15 protein-coding genes are annotated in these 23,001 nt (G+C 55.4%); 9 read left to right on the plus strand and 6 right to left on the minus strand.

From position 1 onward, the window contains the following. Positions 1-29: 29 nt before the first annotated feature. The 6 genes from L6D63_RS11180 to L6D63_RS11205 all read right to left on the minus strand — a co-directional run bounded on the left by L6D63_RS11180 (position 30) and on the right by L6D63_RS11205 (position 6,919). Entirely contained in the window at positions 30-1,412 is a 1,383-nt protein-coding gene (locus tag L6D63_RS11180) for an FAD-binding oxidoreductase (protein WP_131671560.1), read from the minus strand. 139 nt (positions 1,413-1,551) lie between these two features. Beyond that, the gene (locus L6D63_RS11185; protein WP_236170329.1) at positions 1,552-2,451 is read right to left on the minus strand and encodes a hypothetical protein; all 900 of its coding nucleotides are present in this window, start codon (positions 2,449-2,451) and stop codon (positions 1,552-1,554) included. Between the two features lie 25 nt (positions 2,452-2,476). After that, complete coding sequence (locus L6D63_RS11190) at positions 2,477-3,217, minus strand: alanyl-tRNA editing protein (protein ID WP_131671558.1); 741 nt, start codon at positions 3,215-3,217, stop codon at positions 2,477-2,479. A 42-nt stretch (positions 3,218-3,259) separates the two neighbouring features. Further along, a complete protein-coding gene (locus L6D63_RS11195) occupies positions 3,260-4,204 on the minus strand; it encodes a pyridoxal phosphate-dependent aminotransferase (protein ID WP_236170330.1) in 945 nt (314 codons plus the stop codon). 113 nt (positions 4,205-4,317) lie between these two features. Beyond that, complete coding sequence (locus L6D63_RS11200; protein WP_095668240.1) at positions 4,318-5,901, minus strand: phenylalanine aminomutase (D-beta-phenylalanine forming); 1,584 nt, start codon at positions 5,899-5,901, stop codon at positions 4,318-4,320. Positions 5,902-5,905: 4 nt separating this feature from the next. Then, positions 5,906-6,919, minus strand: a complete 1,014-nt coding sequence (locus L6D63_RS11205) for a TauD/TfdA family dioxygenase (RefSeq protein WP_095669282.1) — start codon at positions 6,917-6,919, stop codon at positions 5,906-5,908. A gap of 327 nt (positions 6,920-7,246) precedes the next feature. Between L6D63_RS11205 and L6D63_RS11210 the strand changes: the two genes are divergently transcribed. The 9 genes from L6D63_RS11210 (at position 7,247) to L6D63_RS11250 (ending at position 22,903) form a co-directional block, all read left to right on the plus strand. After that, entirely contained in the window at positions 7,247-8,656 is a 1,410-nt protein-coding gene (locus tag L6D63_RS11210; protein ID WP_131671557.1) for an amino acid permease, read from the plus strand. A gap of 618 nt (positions 8,657-9,274) precedes the next feature. Continuing rightward, complete coding sequence (locus tag L6D63_RS11215) at positions 9,275-10,426, plus strand: DUF4297 domain-containing protein (protein WP_052735749.1); 1,152 nt, start codon at positions 9,275-9,277, stop codon at positions 10,424-10,426. A 59-nt stretch (positions 10,427-10,485) separates the two neighbouring features. Continuing rightward, a complete protein-coding gene (locus L6D63_RS11220) occupies positions 10,486-12,225 on the plus strand; it encodes a coiled-coil domain-containing protein (protein ID WP_046381954.1) in 1,740 nt (579 codons plus the stop codon). Between the two features lie 113 nt (positions 12,226-12,338). Continuing rightward, positions 12,339-13,406: a hypothetical protein gene (locus L6D63_RS11225; RefSeq protein WP_131671556.1), complete on the plus strand. Its 1,068-nt coding sequence runs from the start codon at positions 12,339-12,341 to the stop codon at positions 13,404-13,406. 401 nt (positions 13,407-13,807) lie between these two features. Beyond that, positions 13,808-14,005, plus strand: a complete 198-nt coding sequence (gene mads1 / locus L6D63_RS11230) for a methylation-associated defense system helix-turn-helix domain-containing protein MAD1 (RefSeq protein WP_046381953.1) — start codon at positions 13,808-13,810, stop codon at positions 14,003-14,005. Positions 14,006-14,071: 66 nt separating this feature from the next. Then, positions 14,072-15,115 carry a DNA cytosine methyltransferase gene (locus tag L6D63_RS11235; RefSeq protein ID WP_046381952.1) on the plus strand — a complete coding sequence of 348 codons (1,044 nt, stop codon included), beginning with the start codon at positions 14,072-14,074 and terminating at the stop codon, positions 15,113-15,115. A gap of 18 nt (positions 15,116-15,133) precedes the next feature. Further along, positions 15,134-15,637 (plus strand): very short patch repair endonuclease, encoded by a 504-nt coding sequence (locus L6D63_RS11240; RefSeq protein ID WP_082107710.1) that lies wholly within the window; start codon positions 15,134-15,136, stop codon positions 15,635-15,637. Then, positions 15,612-18,752, plus strand: a complete 3,141-nt coding sequence (drmD, locus tag L6D63_RS11245) for a DISARM system SNF2-like helicase DrmD (RefSeq protein ID WP_131671555.1) — start codon at positions 15,612-15,614, stop codon at positions 18,750-18,752. Before L6D63_RS11240 ends, drmD begins: the two co-directional genes overlap by 26 nt. Beyond that, positions 18,749-22,903: an Eco57I restriction-modification methylase domain-containing protein gene (locus tag L6D63_RS11250; RefSeq protein ID WP_197089041.1), complete on the plus strand. Its 4,155-nt coding sequence runs from the start codon at positions 18,749-18,751 to the stop codon at positions 22,901-22,903. Before drmD ends, L6D63_RS11250 begins: the two co-directional genes overlap by 4 nt. The last annotated feature ends 98 nt before the right edge of the window (positions 22,904-23,001 follow it).

Consider the following 23,001-nt stretch of genomic DNA (forward strand, 5'->3'; position numbering starts at 1 on the left):
ATCCATCCTTAAAAACAAAAATTCGACCGTTATCGAGCGTCAACCCGTAACGATTGATACATCTTGCCGGGGTTGAACAGGTTGTCCGGATCCAGGGCCGATTTGATGGCTCTCATGAATTGCAGCGCTGCGCCGTGTTGCGCCGACATCCACTTCAGTTTTCCCTGCCCTACCCCGTGCTCGCCGCTGACGGTGCCGCCGAACGACAACGCGCGACTCGACAGCCGGCTGAGGAACGCCTGAATGTCCGCACTTTCGTCTTCACCTTCATCGAGCATGATCAGCAGGTGAAAATTACCGTCACCGACATGACCGATAAGCGGCGCATCAAGACCGGAGGCCGCAATGTCGGCGGCCGTGGCGCTGATGCAGGCACTCAGACAGGACAGCGGGACGCAGACATCGGTGGCCAGCCCCTTGCGGCCTTTGTAAAAAGCGTGAAAGGCCCACCAGGCGTCATGTCGGGCTTTCCACAGGGCCGTGCGTTCTTCAAGGCGCTCAGAGATCCTGACCTGCCCGCCGTACTCACCGGCGCAATCCTTGAACAGCTCGACACTGCTGGCGACCGTCGACCGGTCGCCGTGGAACTCCAGAAACAGATGCGGCGTTTCCACCAGCCCCAGTGCCGCAGAATAGGCATTGCACGCACGCACCGCCGTGGCATCCAGCAGCTCGATCCGGGCGATCGAGAGTCCTTGGCCCAGGGCACTGGCCACCGTCTGTACCGCGTTATCCACCGAGTCGAACGAACAGACACCGGCAACAATGGCCTCGGGCACCGGATGCAGGCGCACTTGCAGTTCGCTGAAGATGCCCAGAGTGCCCTCTGAACCGATGGCAATCGCCAGCAGATCCAGACCCATGGCCGATTTGGGCGCGCGGGAACCAATGGCGGCGACCGAGCCGTCCGCCATGATCCAGCGTGCGGCTTTGACATTCCCGGCCATGGTCCCGTAGCGCACCGAGTTGGTCCCCGATGCACGGGTCGCCGCCATTCCGCCCATGGAAGCGTTGGCGCCAGGATCGACGGAAAAGAACAGTCCGGTCTCACGCAAGTGGCTGTTGAGTTGCTCGCGGGTAACGCCCGGCTGAACCGTGGCGGTCATGTCGGTGACGTTCACATCGACAATCGCGTTCATTTCCGAGCAGTCGACGCAGACGCCACCCTGTGGCGCATTGATCTGCCCTTCGAGGGACGAACGCGCACCCGACGGGATCAGCGCCACGCCGTACTCACGGCAAAGCTTCACGACCTGAACGATTTCGTCTTCGCTGCGAACGGTCACTACCGCATCGGGGGGACTCAGCTCGATGCCGGGAGGCGCCTGGCAGAACTGTTGCCGGATTCCCTGTTCGAGCCTCAAGCGTTCGCCGAACAACTGACGCAGTTTTTCTACGACTGGAGCATTCATTCATCTCATCCCTGTTCTGACTGATGACGGCCGGGTTGCGGTTCTGCGCCCCGTTTTCTGTACTGTCCGCGCACTCCTGTGAACGGTTGGTTCTTGCCGGGCCATGCCACACAGAAGCGGCGAAGCGCCCGGCAGTTGTTCACTCCTCGTCTTTTTCACCGACGCGGGCCGCGCGCCCGTCGTACTCCGGACGCCCGGAAACCACCAGCCCGAAGAAATAAGGCTGTGCGCCTGAATCCTCCAGCTGACGGCCAGACTTGTTATGCACTTCGATGACCGAGAACAGGTCCACCAGACGGTCCTGAATCTGTTCTATTTCGGCGTCCTTGAGTGTCACCATCGAGCTGTATTTGAAAGAGCCTGAAACATCGAAGTATTCGCTCTTCTCCGGTTTGAGCAGCGACCGGTCCACTTCATGGCGCAGGAACTGATCCTTCAACTTCAACGCATCCACCGTCCTGGGCATCCTCAACGTGGGTGCATGCCGGACAAACGGGTCATCCGGCGTTGCGCGCGGCTTGGAGACCAGGTTCAGGAACGCTTCAGTGTCCTGGTCATAAGCCAGACCGATCTGCTGGCACACCAGCTGAATCTCCGCCACTGAGGCACTGTCGACCATGTAGAGATACGTCATCAATGGCAGCAGTTCGAACTGCGCCTCGAACGCGGCGATCACCTCTTCGGTGACAATGAACTCACGCTCGTAGCGACTCAGGCTCAGGGCCCGGCGCAAGATTCTGGAGTCGTGTTCGCGCAGTTCCAGGCGCGAAGTGAGATCGGTCACCTCGACGCCTTTGCCGAACAACATTTCGTGGACGTCCGCCGGCAACAAATCCCTGAAGTAGTGCCAGAAATAATCAAAACTGGCTTTACTGGCCGCGTCGATGCCAAGGTGATCATGCAGTTCGACGGCAGCATCGATACTCAGGTATTTCCTTCCGGCCTCGACGTCGCGGTAGTAATTGGCCGAGAACGGAATATTGACCTCGTCGAGAAACGTGGAGATCTTCAGATGCCCCGCGTCGATTCGAAACTGCATGAGAAATGCGCCAAACGCACGTTTGCTATCCAAGCTCTTCCGCCTCTGCCGACAAAGTGACAATCACTCTGGTCGTGTTTTTCTTGATCTTCATACTGGAAGTCACCACGCCTATTTCTTGCGTATTACGCACATGAACGCCCCCACAGGGGATTGACCAGTCTTCGCATTGCCACCAACGAAATCCCTGTCCCTGGCGGGTATCCGCTTCCGTACGAATCTCATGACTTGCAGAGCAAAACTCGTTCAAGGCATCTGTTGCGCGCCTCAGACTGTCTTCGTCGAACTCACCGACAAACTCGTATTGGTTCTCGCCACCCTCGTCGCTCAGCGGCGAACGAACCGGATGCGCAATCGCTCGCCCGAGCGTCCGCTCGAGCATGCAATGAATCAAATGCATCGCCGAATGAACCCGCATCTGATGATATCGCAATGACCAATCCAGCGTGGCGGTCGCCTGCCGGTCGCTCACCTGCGTCTGCAGCTCAGCGAACGTTTCGTCGTCAATGCTCAGGTAATGCCTGATCTGATCGTCCCGTTTTTTCGTCGCGACGATCTCCAGCGTGCGCAGTGCCTCACCCTCCCCCGCGAGCGGAATGTTCAATACCCCCCGATCGCCCAGTTGCCCGCCTCCCTGGGGGTAGAACACGGTTTCGCCGAGGAGTGCGAAAGGCAGACCGGCGTCGTCGCGCTCCAGTCGATCAACTCGGCAGTCCAGTTGCTTCAAGTAGGGTTCAGCGTGAAACAACGTCAGCGTCTGGCTCATTTTTACCTCAGTCAAGGTTTCACTGATCTTGCCCTGCCGGCCTCAGGCAAGTTCCAGGGTTTGCAGTTTTTGCTTCAGTACAGCGCGCAACCGGGTCATCTGCGCCTGGTTGCCGAAGGAGATTCGCAGACACGTCTCAAGACCATAGTCGGTCAACCGGGACGTCAGGAAACCTTCCCTCTCCAGATGCTGATGCAAATCCTGGCAGCGTGGCGCGGTGACGCATTCGACGAAAACAAAGTTGACGCAGCGGCTTCTGGCTTCAATGCCGTGAGACTTGAACAGGCTCACGAGCTCCTGCCCCCACGCCTGACAATACGCCGCCGTTTTGTCCAGATGATCGCCGTCCTGCAGGACGTATTCGCCTGCCAGGGCGGAAAACGAACTGACGTTGTACGGCGCACGCCGCGCTTGCAGCGCCGGCACCTGATCGCCGCTCGCATAAGCCCAGCCAAGGCGCAGGCCGGCAATACCGTAGGCCTTGGAAAACGTGCGCAGGCATATCGCGTTTTCCCGGCTGTTGACGATCTGAATGCCAGCCGTGTTTTCCCGATCCGGCGCAAACTCTGCGTACGCTTCGTCGATGATGACGGTCGTGCCGGGTGGAATCAGCGCCACCAGCGATAACAGCTGCGAGGGCAACAGATAGTCGCCCAATGGATTGGATGGATTGACCAGGACCACGACGTCGGGCTTTTGCTCAAGAGCAAGTTGCAATGCCGCCTCATAGTCGCCGCTGGCATCCGGGGTCATCTCGCTGTAGTTGGCCCCCAGCAACGCGGCCCGGATTTTGTACATCTTGAAGCAGTGCTGCTGCGTCACGATGCGACTGCCGGGCTTCAACAGGCTACGCAACGCAATGTCGATCAGTTCGTCCGAACCGGCGCCCACCACGACGCGCTCGGGATCGACGCGCCAGCGCTCGCCGATTGCCAGGCGCAGAGACTTGTAAGTGACTTCGGGGTATTCGCTGAGCAGCGTCGGCATCGAGGCGCACAGCTGCAGGGCCAGGCCCGATGCACCCAGCGGATTTTCGTTGGCATGCAGCCGGACCGGCTCAGTGATTGACGTTGCCAACAGGTCACTCTTTCCCGACGAACTCATCGGCCGTGCCCTCCCAGTACCTGGGTAACGAGCGCTTCCAGGTAAGCGGTCAACGCCACATCCCGATCCAGATATGGAATGTGTTCACGCACCCGCGCATGCCAGGCGCGGCCCTTCGGCCCGAGTCTGGCGTTGCCACGGATATCGGCGGCCTGGGCTGCACAGATCAGCTCAAACGCGACGACGTAACGCGTGTTCTGCAGCACTTCGGTCACCCGGCGCGCGGCGACAAGACCGAAGGAAACCACGTCCTGGAAATCGCCGGTGGTGGTCAGGGTCTGGATCGAGACGGGGGTGGCCAGCGAACGGTTTTCTGCCGTCAGCGACGCCGACATGAATTGCCCGCCCATGAGGCCGAAACGCAGGCCACCGTTTTCCGCGCACAGGAATGACGGCAGGCCATTGCTGTTGGCTTTGGTCAGGAAGCGATCAATCCGCCGATCCGAAAGATTGCACAGGGTGATGATGGATATCGTCAGGTAGTCCATGGCCGAAGCGATGTATTGCCCATGAAAATGGCCATTGTGAAAAACCTCGCCGTTTTCAGGGGTGATCAACGGGTTGTCGTTGGACGAGTTCAGTTCGTTGCCGACCACGCGCTCGACAAATTCGATGGTCTCCAGCACCGGCCCGAGGATTTGCGGCGTGCAGCGAATGGAATAGGCATCTTCGATGGGCATGTCTTCCTGGCGTACCTGGTCGGTGCGCAGGGCGCTCAATTGCGAAGAGAGTTCAAGATCGTCAATCGCCAGTTCCGAGCCTTGCAGATCGGCCCAGATGGCCTCGGCAATTTTTTGCTGGCCCAGGTGCGGTTTCAACTGGTGAACATCCGGATGGAAAGGACGTACCCGAGCCTGCAGCGCTTCAAACGAGAAGGCCGAGATCGACGTGTATTGTTCGAGCAGTTCCCGGGCTTCAACCACATTCATCGCCGCCACCGCGACCATGCAGGAGGTGCCATTGATCAGCGCCAGCCCTTCCTTGTAACTCAGGTGCAGCGGCGCCAGGCCCAATTGCTCGAGCGCTTGCGCCGCCGGAATCCGGACACCGTTGAGGTAGGCATGACCGTCCCCGGTCAGCATCCGCGCAACCGCCGCCAGCGGCCCCAGGTCGCCACTGGTCCCCAACGAGCCCTTGCTCGGGATTTCCGGGATCAGGCCGGCGTTGTAAATGGCGATGTAGCGGTCGAAATTTTCCAGCGAAAGTGCCGAGTTGCCACGGGACAGCGATACGATCCGCGCAAACATGGTGGCTCGCGCCACACTGTCCGGGAACCGCTCGGCAACGTTGGTCGAGACGCCCTGAATCAGGTTCGATTGAAGCTCGTGGGCTTTGTCGATGGGCACCAGATGGTCAACGAAACCACCCATCCCGGTGTTCACCCCATAAATCACCGCGCCTTGTGCAACCAGATTTTCCAGGGCGTCTCGCGATGCCTGAACCCGTTGCCGGGTGGCTTGCGAAGCGACCACCTTTGCCCCGGGCCGGGAATACCTGATCAAGTCCTTGAGACTGACATCGACGCCGGGGGTCAGTACAAACGTGCTATCCGACGTGAAGTTTCTTTCCTGAATCGTCATCTTTTCATCCCTGAGCTGCGTGTGGCTGATCATTCGCCCAATTGGCGATGATCACGTTGATGGTCCTGTTGCCGGAAAAGGCGCGCCGGCCGTGGGCATACTGGAAATTGTCGAGCAGCAAAATATCGCCCGCCCGCAGATCGACATCCTGTTCCAGACGTCTGACGGTGTGGAACAACTCCAGAGTCAGGTCCTGCGGCAGTGGTTCGCCGTCACCGAAACACATGGCCTCCAACAGTTGCGGCGTGTTGCGCTGCGCCTCGGCCAAATCACTGGCGTCCTGTTCACGACCGTCGATACGCGCCCATTCGATCATCGCGGCCGCGCCCCAGAAGTGCGCCTGATTGCACCAGATGTCCGCCGCTTTGCGCGGGTGTCGGCGCATCGGGGCGATACAGTCCTGCCAGAGGATCAGGTCGCCGCCACTCCACTCGAAGTCCCAACCGCGCGCCCGGCACAGCACTTCTGCCTCGGCGGTGCTGGAAGTGGAGAACGTCTCCTGCCAGCTTTTTTTCACCCCGGGCTTGAGATTCACCCGCGCCTCGCCGGGCAGCGTGCGGCGCAACTTGAGCCCGCGATCGGTCAGTTGCTGCAGGGTGGCGCGATCAATCAACTGCTCCAGTTTGCGCATGTCCCCGACCACGGATTCACCGCCACGCTCCGCAGGCTCGACACACACGAAAGCGATGATTTCGGGCGGATGTTGTACATAGGCCATTTCCTGATGAAGGATCACCGACCAGTCGGGCGGGGTGCGCGTCGCTTCCATGACCTTGCCCTGGATCGTCGAGCGTGGAGAGCTGCCGCCGACGTAATCGCGCGTGTGAAAACCCAGCGCACCGATGGCCCGTTCAAACACCTCGGGATCCCTGCACGGCGTGGCACCGCGAATGAGCACCGCGCCTTCACTCAGCAGTTGTGCCCGAATGTCCTGCGCCGCCGCTGAAAAATAGCCCGCCGGATCGGCCTCGGCGCCGACCACAAAATCGAATGTCCCTAGTGCATTGCAGCCCGTCACCGTCATCACTCCTCAGTCCCTGGAATCGTTGGCATGTCCCTGTGCGATGCATTAGATACCATCCCCCATTTACAAATTCAACAGATAGAAATATGTTTCTTCCAATAGATTTTTATGTGCGACGCGCACGAAATCGCGCGCAACCAAGCTGAAAACTCGATCTAACTGATTGATAAAAATAGAAATAATCTGAAGGAACAGAATCCGTATGACTGTGGAGAATTACCCGTCCCCCACTGTTGGCACCGTCGCGTCACTGCATCGGCCCGCCTCGCCCCGCGCAAGTGTCTTGCAAACACTCAAGCAACCTTGCGAGTACCCTTTCTCATGAGCGGACTCCATGCGCACTCAGGTCAACTGCAACGCAGCCTGAAAAATCGACACATCCAATTGATCGCACTGGGAGGCGCCGTCGGCACGGGGTTGTTTCTGGGCTCGGCGGGCGCACTCAAGTCTGCCGGGCCCTCGATGATCCTCGGCTACGCCATTTGCGGCTTCATCGCCTTCATGATCATGCGACAACTGGGCGAGATGATCGTTGAAGAGCCGGTTGCCGGCTCTTTCAGCCATTTCGCCCACAAGTATTGGGGCGCATTCGCCGGCTTCCTGTCGGGATGGAACTGCTGGATGCTGTACACCCTGGTCGGCATGTCCGAGCTGACAGCCGTCGGCAAATACGTGCATTACTGGTGGCCCGAGATACCGATCTGGGTATCGGCTGCGGTGTTTTTTGTGCTGATCAATGCACTCAACCTGATCAACGTCAAAGTGTTCGGCGAGGCGGAATTCTGGTTCGCCATCATCAAGGTGTTGGCGGTGATCGGGATGATCGTCATGGGCAGCTACCTGCTGGTCAGCGGTAACGGAGGGCCGCAGGCATCGTTGAGGAACCTGTGGCAGCACGGCGGTTTTTTCCCCCACGGGATGGCCGGCCTGGCCATGTCCATGGCGGTTATCATGCTGTCCTTTGGCGGGCTGGAAATGCTCGGTTTTACCGCCGCCGAAGCGCAAAACCCTCGTCGCGTGATCCCCAAGGCAATCAATCAGGTGATCTACCGCATCCTGATTTTCTACATCGGCGTACTCGTCGTGCTGTTGTCATTGATGCCGTGGGACAGCCTGCTGACGTCACTCAATGCCTCCGGCGATACCTACAGCGGCAGCCCGTTCGTACGCGTGTGGTCAATGCTCGACAGCAATACCGCCGCGCACATTCTCAACTTCGTGGTCCTTACCGCGGCGTTGTCGGTCTATAACAGCGGCACCTACTGCAACAGCCGGATCCTGCTCGGTCTGGCCCGGCAGGGTGACGCGCCACAAAGCCTGGTCAAGATCGACTCGCGCGGGGTTCCTGTGCGCTCGATCCTTGCAACGGCTGCGGTGACCTTGGTCGCGGTGGTGCTGAACTACGTGATTCCGCAGCAGGCCCTCGAAATACTGCTTTCGCTGGTGGTGGCGACGCTGCTGATCAACTGGGCGATGATCAGCCTGGCCCACGGCAAATTTCGCCGGCACCTGAACGAGACCCGGCAGACACCACAGTTCAAGGCGCTGTGGTACCCCTACGGTAACTATGTCTGTCTGGCCTTCATGGTGTTCATCATGGCGGTCATGCTGATGGACCCCGTCAACCGGATGGCGGTCTACGCGATTCCGCTGTGGATCACGCTGGTGTGGGTCTGCCACAGCATCAAGCACCGCCGCCGTGCTGCGCAAAGCCTCTACGGCGAGGCCTGATCAAACCCGGACAAAGGCTCACTTGCGCGGCTTGATCCGCGCCGTGGCCTCGGCCACCAGCGGATCATCCGGCCAATAATGATGCATATCACCTATCGCAACGGTTGATTGACAAGCTGTAGGCACCCAATTAAATGGGAGTAGCGGACGTCGCGTGAATGTCCGATTGACAGTCAATCTACACGAGCACCATTGACTGTTTTCGGATTATATCTGTCGATGATTGACAGCCCTCAAAGCTTCTCCTGCTGTTTTTAAACGAGTACATTGACAAATGCGCAGAGCTTGAACTCAGCCAAACGCGGAGGCAGGGACTGGACAGCAGCGCGATGTGCAGTGTCCACTCGCTGTTGTCGGTCTCCACTTGGGGAGGAGTATCCATTTAGTCGATAGACTGAATGATGAGGGCTTTAACATTATTCAGCTTGGCACGAGGGGTGGAGTTGTCAGGTCGGGGGCAAGTGTCGTCGCATTGGCCATGCCCCAGATCTGCAGCACCGCCCAATAGCGCTAAGCCTAAGGTTTCCGTCATGGACACAATACCGCCAGTTTGGTAATTTGCGCTAAGCAGTGAAATCATGGCATTTCGCCACCCAGGGAGGACTTGGGAAGGGCTCCATGATTCCTCAGGGATTGAAAAGGTTTTGTGAAGGGATCGCAATGAACGGAACAACTAGCTCCAGCAATCCACTTGGCTCGGCCCAGCGCGAGCATGCCGGTGCGAAAACTTTTGGGAAGTTTGAGTACCAATATCATTGGGCTCTATGCAAAATATTTGAACGCCACGCGCAGTCTCAGGAATATGTAGTTTTTGTCGAATACCATGAAGATGTAATTATTGGGGACAGCTTAGACTCGACATCTGTTAAATTCGATTTTAATCAGGTAAAGAACTATGAGACTGGCAAGTGGACTCTCAACCGAATCCTGAAGCGCAAAGCAAAGCAAAAGGGAGAAAAAGAATCTTCCATCCTTGGAAAAATGATGGATGGTGTTAAGAAAAAGGGACTTTATGACAAGCTTCATTCGCTAGGGCTTGTTAACACAAGCGGATTTGACTTAGAGCAATTAGACAAAGATCTTGAGCTCTCTATCATTTGCGCCGGGGATTTGACTCCGGAGTGTTTGCAGAAGATTTCAGATGCTTTGAAAGCTGAGATTGGCTCCGATGAGGTTCCGAAAATCCTACGATTTATCCTTTCCGACTTAACATCTGTATCGTTTCAGGATGCCTCAATAGGCCGTCTTGCAAACTTGATCGAGTCTAAGTGGCCCGACTCAAAATACAAGCCTCAAAGCATTTATTTGTCGCTAATGGATGATCTGCATCGAAAAGGAATGGTAGCCTTCGACTTTTCGCAATGGGAAGAATGCGTCCAAAACAAAGGGCTCACCTCGGTAGATGTACAAAAGGTTATTGATCTATATCTTCAAGATCCATCAGCCGAAGCCGATTTGAGCTCATTCAGGTCAACATTGGAAGTGCTTTCAGTAAAGCTGACCCGCCGGATTTCATTGGTTCGAGCATTCAGACGCTATTACCAAGAGCAAAAATACGGTCGATCCATGCCTTACTTGAATTCATGCAAGTCAATCGGGGCAGCAATTGACGATGCGCTCGACGGTCCGTCAGCTGACGAACTTACAGAAAACGCCACCTCATTTATACCTGCAATAACATCCGCAATGAGCGACTCTGCAAGAGACGCTTTTCCAGACGAGCAAACCTTAGAGGCAGCGATAATTTATGAGTTATCAAAAAGACTCTAACACCTCACCGACTCTAGATAACTATAAGTTATTAGTTCGAAACCTCAGGACAAAGCGTCATGAAAAAGCTGATATTCAAACAGGTGACAGTAGTATCAGATTCCCTAAAATGTGGCGGGCGATTCGAATTAAGTCCGACATTAAATCTGATAACGGGCGACAACAATAGCATTGGGAAATCAACACTTGCGAAGATACTTTTGTGGGCTGTTGGTTGCGACCCACACTTCGATACAACTTGGACCAGCTTTGAAGCCCTAGCTCTTGTGGAGTTCAAAATCGGAGAAACAGACTACGCGACTGCAAGAAAAGGTAATCAAATCTGGCTGAAAGTTGGTTCAAAGTGGCAGACATTTCCAAAAATAACAGGTGACTATGCCAAGCAATTTGCCAAGCTTGTTGAATTCACCGCTCTACTGCCCTGCCGCGAAGACCCTGCCTCTCTTGAAGTACCGCCTCCAGCATTTTTCTTCTTACCTTATTATCTCGACCAACGGGAGAGCTGGTCTAAAGCTTGGACATCCTTTTCTGGGTTACTTCAGTACAGCAACTGGCAACGCACCATAATAGGATGCCATACAGGTTACCTAACCGATCGACACTTTGCCATTGAACAGAAAATTGCATCAAAGACTGATATTAAACGAGATGCCGCGCATATCGTTGACAGAATCGAAACGACCATATCAGTCATGAGTGAGCTCGTACCCTCCTCTAAGCGTCTGCTGGCAGTCACCCCAGCGGAAGTTGACTTTCTTATTTCCAATATTACGGATTCGCTTTCCGACCTTCAAAGCGAGCAAGAAACGATTTTCGCCGAACTTTCGAAGCTTCAAATCGAGAAAGAGCACACTTCTAGCCAATTAAATATTGTAGAGAAAGCCATATCTTCTCTTCAGGATGACTACGTTTTTTCAGTCGAAAACATTGTAGGGGACGTGCTAAGCTGCCCTATTTGCGGAACAGAGCATGATAATTCCTTGGTCAATCGCTCCTCCATTTTAGCCGACAAGGATAGTGCGATAGAGCTAGCTAACACTTTGGCCTCCACTCTCTCAACAACCACTACAAGTATCGAAAAAACCAAATTACAGCTTACCGCCACAAAATCAAAAATACTTGAAATTGAGTCACTCATTGGCTCGCAACTGTCAAACGATGGTGGCAATACTGGGGATGAGGCTACCTCCTTTATTGAAGGCCTTGCATCGCTCGCCGTTCAGAAAAGAGTCACACAAACTCGGGACCAAAACACCAATATAATTAAAGAAGTGGAGCGCGAAAATCGCGCCCTCAAAAAACAGCAAAAGGAGCTGCTTACTAAGGAAGAACGAGAGGCAATGAATGATGAATTCATTCTTAACCTTCGCAAATACATTAGCAGACTCAAAGCTGACGGAGTAAATTTATCCCAAGTTAAATCTCCAACAGACTACAAAAAATTATATGGGAGTGGTGGCGCAGCTGAAAGCGTTCGCGGGCTACTGGCTTACTATCTTGCTATATTACAGCAGATTTATAAATACAAAAGTGTGACTGCACCTTTCATTGTAGATACCCCCAATCAGCATGAGCAAGTCAACCAATCTTATGCTGATATCCTTGAGCTTATCAAGTCAGATATTTCTCAAAAGTCGCAAGTCATTTTATGCGCCATGGATCGCCCGGATCTTTCTAATTTCAAAGATGATGTAAAAGTAATTAAGTTAACTGACAGTAAGTTACTGAATCCAGCAGGCTACGCCGAGCATCGTGAGAGTTTACGCTTCCTAGACAGCATTGACGCTGGACCAATGTAGTAGTGACAACAAATGACTGGCCCCGCTTTATCGCAGCTCAGTGGCTATACTGAACTGATGCTTCGTACTTCGTCCGAGTCACGACATGCAAATTCCATTGACGAGATTAAGAAATGACCACTGACAATTTACCTGGACTTATTGAAACACAATCCAGAGATAAGCTTTTGAGTCTCCGCCAAGATGGCAAGTCGGAGTCTGGTATTTTTAGCAACGGAAAACTGTATGCAGCAGTCAGCACGAAGAATAAAAACTTTGAGCTCTCCAAGCATTCACAGGCTGATAAAAAAGGCCTTTCCATGGGGCTTATACATGGACCCGGTGGCATCCAAGAACATCTCGGCTTTATTGAAATCACACAACTTCCAGGACAAGTTGATATAGGTGGAATTTACTACATCAGCAGACACCTAGACTATTTATCAGCACAAACCCAGCAAATAAATAGATCATTAGAGGTCGTCCGTGCAAAACAAGAGGAGGTCATAGAACATCTTCACAACTCTACGCTCGCTTCATTACGTCAGTCAGGGTGCGATTTCATGTTCGCCTTGAAAAATCTTGACGCAATATCAGAGCATAATCTGCAATCGACCTACACTCCGGCTGTTGCGTCTGGAATACAAGCGGCGGAAAAGGTAATTCACGAAAAAGCTTTGCTATGGGAAGATCGCCTTAAATACTCCGAGCACAACTTCGACCTCTGGCGAAATATGCCCGAAGAAATTGAGAACTCTACATATTTTAAATCACTGTTCGTAACATCAGTTGGACATGCATCCCAAGTACTGCTATCAGATGGAAACGTGCATCTACTAGCACTTTCTCGACTTAAGCTCTCCGAATTAGCCTCACCGATTTCCGACATATTACATAGAGTCATAGATAAGAAAGATTGGATTTACGGTCGCCTGCTCGAAAACCACCAAGCGAGTAATAGCCTAGGTTATTATAACTGGGACAGGCTTTCCCCGGAAGACGAAATAGGACGCGTAATTGATCATGCAATGCGCTTGATTGAAGCGCTGAACTACTTAAAAAATCTGTCTTTTGTGGACTGTGTACAGCCAGGGCGCGCGCAAATTGTATTGGAAATCTCAGACGACCTTCAAGAGTTCAGTACTACTCAACCTATGGTTGTTCCAGACGCACTCAGAAAGTTATCATTCAAAAAAAGATAGTGCGTGATTCCCGATCTAAAAATCACGAAATACCGCGTCCAGCCAGCACTATGCTTCTCTGGACGCAACTGGTTCGTTTTAATAAAGACGGCACCCCATACAAAGTCTGGGCCAATTTCAGCCCCCCCCCCCAAAAAAAACCTTAGCAGCAGCGTCGATAGGATCTGCGTAGAAATTTTGTGATATAGCTCGAATGGCATGACAGGTAAATCAACTGTGTTACTCACAGGAAGAGCAACCTGTTCTTCTCCCGCGTCAAATGTAATTCTCTAGCCAGTGTTCCCCCACGTAAACCCAATCTAATCAGACCTAATCATGCTTAATCTAATTTATTTGGTCGTCGATCCGTGCGATCATCTGCAAATTACCCAAATTCTGCCTTCTTGAAGGAAATCGACTTCATGTCAGATCGCTGGTTGTCGGTCGAGGAGATCGCCGAGTACCTCGGCGTAAGCAAGGACACCGTTTATGCATGGATCAGCAAACGGAACATGCCTGCGCATCGAATCGGCCGGCTTTGGAAATTCAAGACCGCGGAAGTTGACGAATGGATTCGGTCTGGTGGCGCCGCAGAGAACGAAAGTCGAGGCAAAGAATGATTGACTTGCCAACGACAGATTTCGCTCGCTTCATCCAGCGGTCGAAGCGAAATGAGGATTGCTGAGATGACGAAAATTTCTTGTGTTGATTTGTTCTGTGGGGCTGGTGGGCTGACGCATGGTTTCGTGCTTGAGGGCGTGCCGGTGGTTGCTGGTATCGATATGGACCCCGCTTGCCGCTTTCCTTATGAGGCCAACAACAGTGCCAAGTTTGTAGAGCAAGACATCAGCAAAGTCACCACTGCCGAGTTGAATGCGCTATTCGGCGATGCCGATCTGAAAATTCTTGCGGGTTGCGCTCCTTGTCAGCCTTTTTCAACCTATGCACAACGCTACGAGCTGGATGGCAAAGACGGGAAATGGGGACTCTTGTATGAGTTTGCCCGTCTGGCAAAGGGCACCTACCCAGATGTCATCACGATGGAGAACGTCCCGACCGTAGCCAAGCACGAGGTATTTCATGACTTCGTAGATACACTGAAGAGACTCGGTTACAACGTATGGTTTGATGTCGTGGACAGCTCCCAATACGGCGTGCCACAGACTCGCCGACGTATGGTGTTGCTGGCCTCCAGACTCGGCGAGATCAAGATGATCGAACCTACGCTCGAAAAGCCCAAGACTGTGAGGCAGGCGATTGGTCGGCTACGCCCGTTGAGCGCTGGCGAGGCCGCACCTAGAGACAAGCTGCACGTTTCATCCACGTTGTCGGAGAAAAATCTCAAGCGAATCAAAGTTTCAAAGCCGGGCGGAACGTGGCGTGACTGGCCGGAGCATCTTGTGGCCGACTGCCATCGCGCGGAAAGTGGCAGGACTTACCCTGGCGTATATGGACGCATGGAATGGGGTAAGCCAGCTCCCACCATGACGACTCAGTGTTATGGCTTCGGAAACGGTCGATTCGGGCATCCTGACCAGGACCGCGCAATCTCACTGAGAGAAGCTGCAATTCTTCAGAGCTTCCCGCGCGACTACTCATTTATTCCGAATGATGGAAAAGTGAATTTCAACGTTCTAGGACGGCTGATCGGCAATGCCGTTCCAGTTGACCTCGGCCGCGCTATCGCGCGCAGCATCAACGAACACTTGGCATCGACTAAACCCCGATGATCTGACGAGACTCAATCAATGCCACGCATTCAGCCCTCATCCCCAGAAGCCAGTCGCCGAATGGCAAAGGTACGGCAAAAGGGAACCGGTCCGGAGATGGCATTGCGTAGAGAGTTGTGCCGGAGAGGCCTGCGCTATCGAGTCAATTTCGAGGTACTGAAGAAACCTCGTCGGATCGCGGACATTGCCTTTCCAAGGTTAAGGATAGCCATATTCGTCGATGGCTGCTTCTGGCACGGTTGCCCCGAGCACGCCACATGGCCGAAGCAGAACGCGGAGTTCTGGCTGCAAAAGATAGAAGCGAATCGGCATCGTGATGCCGACACGAACGAGCGGCTTCACAGCATCAGGTGGACTGTGCTGCGATTCTGGGAGCACGAATCCGCGCCCAGCGCAGCTGACACCATCGCGAACTTGGTGATCACGACAAGATCGACGCACCGTAAATCGCCGGCCAGCTCGAACCAAACAGACGGAACAGGAAACGGTAGACTGCATGGAAATTTCGAACGAACAGAATAGCCAGGCCTACCGCGCCCGTCCTGAACCAGGCCAGTTGGTCGAGGTCCGGCGGCGTCAATGGGTCGTTGCAGATGTGACATCTTCAAAATTCACCTCAATCTCAGCACCACAGAATCTGGTGAGCCTCTCATCCATTGACGAGGATGGTCTGGGCGAGGAGCTTGAAGTCATCTGGGAGATTGAGCCGGGTGCACAAATCATCGAACGTGCAGGCCTACCCTCGATCACCGGCCAGGATGACTCCGATACCCTCGAAGCCTTTCTTGATGCTGTTCGTTGGGGAGCTGCTACCAATGCCGACAGAGGCTTTCTGCAAGCACCGTTCCGCAGCGGTGTCAGCATTGAAGATTTCCAACTCGACCCATTGGTTCGTGCCATCGACATGGCGCGGGTCAATCTGCTCATCGCCGACGACGTCGGTCTGGGCAAGACCATTGAAGCAGGGCTGGTCATCCAAGAGATGTTGCTGCGGCACCGTGCCCGCACCGTTCTTATCGTTTGTCCCGCATCGCTGCAAGAAAAGTGGCGCGTGGAGATGCTGGAAAAGTTCGGCCTTGATTTCAGGGTTGTCGACACGGGCTACATCAAGCAGTTGCGACGAGAGCGAGGCATCCACGCCAATCCCTGGACTTCACATCCTCGCCTGATCGCATCGATGGACTGGGTCAAAAGCGGCGAAGGATTACGCGCCATGCGCGACGTTTTGCCTGCGCACACCAGCTACCCACGCAAATTCGACATGCTCGTCGTTGACGAAGCACACAACATCGCCCCTTCTGCCGGTGCAAACTATGCGCTGGAGAGCCAGCGAACCCGCTTCATTCGCTCTATCAGTCCGCACTTCCAGCATCGGCTGTTCCTCACGGCCACACCCCACAACGGCTACACAGAATCTTTCACTTCGCTGTTAGAACTACTGGACGATCAACGCTTCGCCCGAAACATCTTGCCCGATGAAAAACAGTTGAGTCAGGTGATGATCCGCCGCCTCAAAAGCGATCTGGTCGATGCGGAAGGCAAGCCACTCTACGCACAGCGCAAGCTGAAAGCGATGCTGGCCTCGTACTCCGCACAAGAGCGCGCCATTCACCAAAAGCTGAATGACTACTGCGCGAGCCGCGAGCAGGATGCCGAGAAGGTCGGCAACTCCTTTGGCACTTCGTTCGTCAACCAGTTGCTTAAGAAGCGACTCTTCTCGTCTCCAGCCGCGTTCGCTTCCACTCTTGAGAAGCACATTGCCAGCGTAGCCAATGGCAGCCAACGCAAAGACAAGTATGCGATGGCCGACCGCATTTTGCGCAAAGCCATCCTGCGGGTTGAAGAAGACTACGCCAACGACCAGGAGGTCGAAGCCGCCCAGTCCGAGGCCGTTGAAGAGGCTTCACGTCGCGCGCAGCCACTGACAGCAGCCCAGCAAAAAATGCTGAACGAGCTGCGGTCGTGGGCACAAATGGCCAAGAATCAGATCGACGCCAAAGCCAAAGCGGTCCTCGATTGGCTCACTACCAATCTCAAAATCGACGGTCAGTGGAATGAGCGCCGGGTGATCTTGTTCACCGAATACCGCACCACCCATCAGTGGATGCACGAGATCCTCGCCAGCCACGGTTTCGGTGGCGATAGACTGGCCGTCCTTCATGGCGGCATGCCGCAGGATGAACGCGAGAGGGTCAAAGCGGCCTTCCAGACTTCGCCCAAAGATTCAGCGGTGCGCATCCTGCTGGCCACCGATGCCGCGTCTGAAGGTATCGACTTGCAGAACCACTGTAACTGCCTCATCCATCTGGAGATTCCTTACAACCCCAATGTGATGGAACAGCGTAATGGCCGTATCGACCGGCACGGTCAGCGTCAGAAGGAAGTATTGATTTGGCACCCCGTCGATGGCGGCGAACAGGGCAAAGAAACCATTGGCGGTCACGGCGAAGACATCATCCGGGCACTACGCAAGCTAGAATCTATGCGGTCGGACATGGGTAGCGTCAACCCTGTCATCGCGCCGCAAATGTCCGGGCTGATTGAAGGCTCACTCAAAGACCTCGATACCCGCTTGGCTGAAGCCAAAATCGCCAAGGCTAGGCACTTCGTGCGCGCCGAGCGCGACCTGAAAGACCGGGTCGCCAAGCTGCACGAACGGCTCCTCACTACGCAGCAAGACTTCCACCTCACGCCAGAACACATCCTCATGGCGGTCAAGACGGGCCTTGTGTTGGCAGGCCGCCCCCCGCTAGAGCCTTTTGCCTTGTCTGACGCCCCGGCTGGCACCGTATTCAAGATGCCCGCGCTGTCGGGCTCGTGGGCGCGTTGTCTCGAAGGGCTGCGTCACCCCCACACGCTGCAAATTCGACCTGTCACATTCGACCATGCCGTCGCCACCGGGCGTGACGACGTGGTGCTGGTTCACCTCAACCACAGACTGGTGCAGATGTGCCTGCGATTGCTGCGTGCCGAGGTCTGGGCACAGGACGATGTGAAAAAGCTGCATCGCGTCACGGTGCGTTCGGTGCCTGACGCTCTGATCGACGCCCCTACCGTGGTCGTCATCTCACGGCTAGTTGTCACTGGCGGCAACCATCATCGCCTCCATGAAGAGCTGACGGTGGCCGGGGGATATCTCGGAGATAAATCCTTCCGCCGAGAAGAAGGAGTCACCAAGGTCCAGCAATGGCTGGATCAGGCCAAACCACTGACGGCCGCAGACTCTCTGTTCGATGCCCTCCGCATGCGTTTCGACCGTGCGCAAAGCGCAATCCTCCAGTCGGTCGATGCCCGGTCAAAAGACCGGCTCAAGTTCCTGACAAATACACTTCAATCCCGCAAACAGCAGGAAGTGGCCGACATTGCCACCGTGCTAGACGAGCTTGAAAAAGCCATTCAGTTGGAGCTAAAAAAAGACCAGCAACCGGCACAGCTCTCCCTGTTCTCGGAAGACGAACGAACACAGCTCAGGCGCGATACCGCCTCCCTGGAAGCACGTCTTGCCCGCATTCCAGCCGAGCGCCAACAGGAAGCCGAGGCCATCGAAACCCGTTACGCCAAACTCAACGACCGCACCTTTCCGGTCGCCGTGATCTTTCTTGTGCCTACATCGGCCGTTCAGGGAGGTGCCGTATGAGTGCTCCCAGCGTACATGATGATTGGCTGTCGCTAATCGAGATTTCCGGCCCTTTTCTCGCTGTTCCCGTTCTGAAGGAAGCCTTTTCTCTAGGACTGGAGGAACTTGATGGGATCAAACGCAAGCGTCTACGCCAGGCCTACGAGGAATGGCGCGAAGCGCTGGAGCTGGAAGACACGCAATTCGCTGAGTTGCACGTGGCTTGGATCGAAGAGGTGCTATCGCGAGGCCTTGAGTTCGATGAAGACGACAAAGGCGACGTTCTCAAGCGCGCGGACTGGTGCGCCGCCAATCTACAAGCCAGCTTGCCCGAGCACGGTGTGACCCTGTCGCCCGATTTTGCAGTGATCGATGAGCAACGCGCCAACAAGCCACTGCTGCTTATCCAGACCTATGTGCAGGATGTCGACCTAGATGCAACCCTGAAACAAGATGGCTGGGCCGCGACGCCTGCCGATCGCATGGTGCAGTTGTGCCGTTCACTGGGGTGTCGCCTCGGGCTGGTGACCAACGGCGAGCGCTGGATGCTGGTGGATGCCCCGGTGGGTGCTGTTACCACCTTTGCCAGTTGGTATGCCCGCATCTGGAGCCAAGAGCCCATCACTCTACAGGCTTTCGTGCACCTGCTCGGCATTCGTCGTTTTTTTGTCGACGAATCCGAGCAACTGCCCGCGCTGTTCGATCGCTCCCTGAAGTTCCAGGACGAAGTTACGGACGCCCTCGGCGAGCAAGTACGCCGCGCCGTCGAAGTATTGATTCAGACCCTCGACAAAGCCGACCAGGACCGCAACCGAGAGCTCCTGCACGACGTCACGGAACCCGAGTTGTATGAGGCTGCGCTGACGGTGATGATGCGTTTGGTGTTCCTGCTCTCGGCTGAGGAGCGTGGTTTGCTCTTAATGGGCGATGAACGCTACGAGGCCAACTACGCTCTTTCCACCTTGCGCATGCAGTTGCGCAAAGAGTCCGAGGAGATCCTCGAACGTCGCTGGGATGCTTGGTCTCGCTTGCTGGCGATCTTCCGCGCGGTGTTTGGCGGCATTGAGCATGAGAACCTCAGGCTGCCTGCGTTGGGCGGTTCGCTGTTCGATCCGGACCGCTTCCCCTTCCTCGAAGGCCGAGCCAAGGGCTCCAACTGGCGCATTGATGCAGCCAAGCCACTGCCCATCGACAACCGCACCGTATTGCTGTTGCTGGAAGCCATCCAGCAATTCCAGGGCCGCACGCTGTCTTATCGCGCGCTGGACGTCGAACAGATCGGCTACGTTTACGAGGGTCTGCTCGAACGTACCGTTAAGCGTACCGATGAAGTGACTCTGGAACTGGATGCCACCAAGAGCGCCAAAACGCCATGGGTCAAGCTGACTGAGCTGGATTCGGCGCGTTTGGATGGTGCCGCAGAACTGGCTGCGTTGCTGAAAGAACGCTCTGGTAGTTCTGCCAGCCGGGTGCGCAATGATCTGGCCAAAGCCGTCGACGATACCTTGGCCGACCGCCTGTTGATGGCTTGCCAAGGCGACACCAAGCTTCGCGCTCGCATCAAACCCTATGCCCATATGCTGCGCACTGATCCATGGGGCTATCCGCTGGTTTATCCGGCAGGAGCCTTTATCGTCACTACCGGTTCCGACCGGCGCGAAACCGGCACCCACTACACCCCGAAATCGCTGACCGAAGCGATCGTCGCCGAGACCCTCACGCCGGTGGCCTATCTCGGCCCGGTAGAGGGAACGCCGCGTGAGCAATGGGCACTGAAGTCCCCTGCCGAGCTGCTCGACCTCAAGATTTGCGACCCAGCCATGGGCTCGGGTGCCTTCCTGGTGCAAGCCTGCCGCTGGCTCTCGGATCGCCTCGTCGAGGCTTGGTCACAGGTCGAGGCTACGGGCAAAACCGTGAGTGTGGATGGCGAAGTTCTTGAGGCCGGGGCAATCAAAGAACCTCTGCCGCGGGACAGTGAAGCCCGCACGGTGATCGCACGTCGACTCATCGCCGAGCGTTGCCTGTACGGCGTCGACTTGAACCCGCTGGCCGTCGAGCTCGCCAAGCTTTCGATCTGGCTGGTGACACTAGCTAAGGGGCGCCCCTTCGGCTTCCTCGACCACAACTTACGCTGCGGTGACAGCTTGTTGGGCATTCACCGATTGGATCAGCTCACCAAGCTTTCTATGACGCCTTCCAGTAAAGGTCAGCAACGCCTATTCGGGCAGAACATTGAGCGTGCGGTGCGCGAGGCGATTGAGCTGCGGCAACGATTGCGCGAGATGCCTATTCGCGACATTCGTGACGTCGAAGCCATGGCGCATCTGAACGCCGACGCACGTCGCAGACTCGAAGTTTCGGAGATCATCGCCGATGCGTTCATCGGTGACGTATTCGCAGCGGGCGGCAATGGAGCGTCACTGGACACCGTGTTGGTGTCGCTGACCATCCAAGCTGGGCAGGCCATTGATGGCGACCGCGACGCGCTCTCCGTCATGCACCGCAGATCGATCGACGCGCTCTCGATCGATCTGCCTGGCGATAAGCCCGCGCGTCGCCCCTTTCATTGGCCGCTGGAGTTTCCGGAAGTGTTCGCACAGGAGCGAGGCGGCTTCGATGGGATGATCGGGAATCCACCGTTTCTGGGCGGGCAGCGAATCACCGGTGTTTCAGGCACGGCCTTCCGCGATTGGTTGGTTGCGCACATCGCCGACGGGCGTCGTGGCTCGGCCGATCTTGTCGCCTATTTTTTCCTGCGAGCTTGGAGCCTGTTGCACGAAGGTGGCGGTTTCGGGCTGCTCGCCGTCAACACCATCGCGGAAGGCGACACACGGCAGGTCGGCTTGGAGGCCATGGTCGGCGCGGGCGCTGCCATCCATTCGGCATATCCCAACGAGCCATGGCCCGGAAAGGCAGCGATTGTTACTAGCCGCGTGCATATGCACAAGGGTGAGTGGCAAGGCGAACGCTCGCTGCTAGGACGACCGGTTTCCTTCATATCGGGTTTCCTGTCCGATCGTGAAGAATGGAGTCCGAAGCGGCTGAAAGCCAATGAAGGCAAGGCCTTCATCGGATCCTATGTACTTGGTATGGGCTTTGTGCTTACAACTGACGAGGCGCGGCGAATGCTGGACGTCGACCCGAAAAATGCCGAGGTGATCTTTCCTTATATCAACGGTGACGATCTCAACTCAGATCCGGAACAGCGTCCAAGCCGCTGGGTGATCAACTTCTGGGACTGGCCGGAGGAGCGGGCCAAGACGTACTCAACGCCTTGGTCATGGATTGAAAATGAAGTGAAGCCAGAGCGACAACGTCGTGACAAGACCGGGAAATTCATGCTCAGAAAACCACTTCCCGAACGATGGTGGCAGTTCGGAGAAAAGCGGCCGGCGCTGTATCACGCCATTGGACGTGGTCAATACTTCGAGCAGCATCCCGACGGCTGGAGTCCGAATGCCAAGCCTATGAAAGATATTTTGGTCTCAGCTCGTGTCGGGAAGTACTTCGGGCCCTCCGTTGTGCCGAATGATGGAATGTGTAGCGAACAGTGTGTCGTCTTCGCGGCCGACAACCCCTATGCATTTGCAGCGCTGCTCAATTCGTCTATCGGACAAGCGTGGATATGGCAGCAGTCGTCGCGACACGAAACTCGACTGCGGTTCTCGCCGTCGGATGCGCTTGAGACTCTTCCGTTCCCCAATGAAATAGGAGCCCTTGAACCGCTTGGTGAGGCGTACCTGAAGGCGCGCCGCGAAGTTATGCGGGCAGATCGCATCGGCCTGACCAAGCTCTACAACCGCTTCCATACCAACACCGAACGCGATCCTCGCATAGAGGGGCTGCGTGCGTTGCAACGCGCATTGGACGAAGCCGTCGCGCGTGCCTATGAATGGGAAGACGTTAGCCTTGATCATGGTTTCCCTGAAGTCGCATATCTTCCGGCGAACGATCGCATCCGTTTCACAATTTCTGAGGCTGCGCGCAGTGAGGTGTTGCGGCGGCTGTCGGAGCTGAATCGCCAGCGGTACCAAGAAGAGGTTGCCGCTGGCTTGCACGGAAGCCCAGCGCAAAGTAATAAACCCAAGGCCGCTAAACGTCAGGCGGTTGCTGCGAAAGCGACTTCTTCGCACCAGCAAGCAGGATTCGACTTCGGGCAGTCTTCGACTTGACTGGAGAAATCAGTTGCCACGATGTCGATTCTGCAAGGTGGCAAGAAATTCATAAACCGTTTTCAAATACTTCAGCGCCAATGAGCGCACGGATGTAA

It is taken from the genome of Pseudomonas parakoreensis (assembly GCF_021602155.1).
Taxonomy (GTDB): Bacteria; Pseudomonadota; Gammaproteobacteria; order Pseudomonadales; family Pseudomonadaceae; genus Aquipseudomonas; species Aquipseudomonas parakoreensis.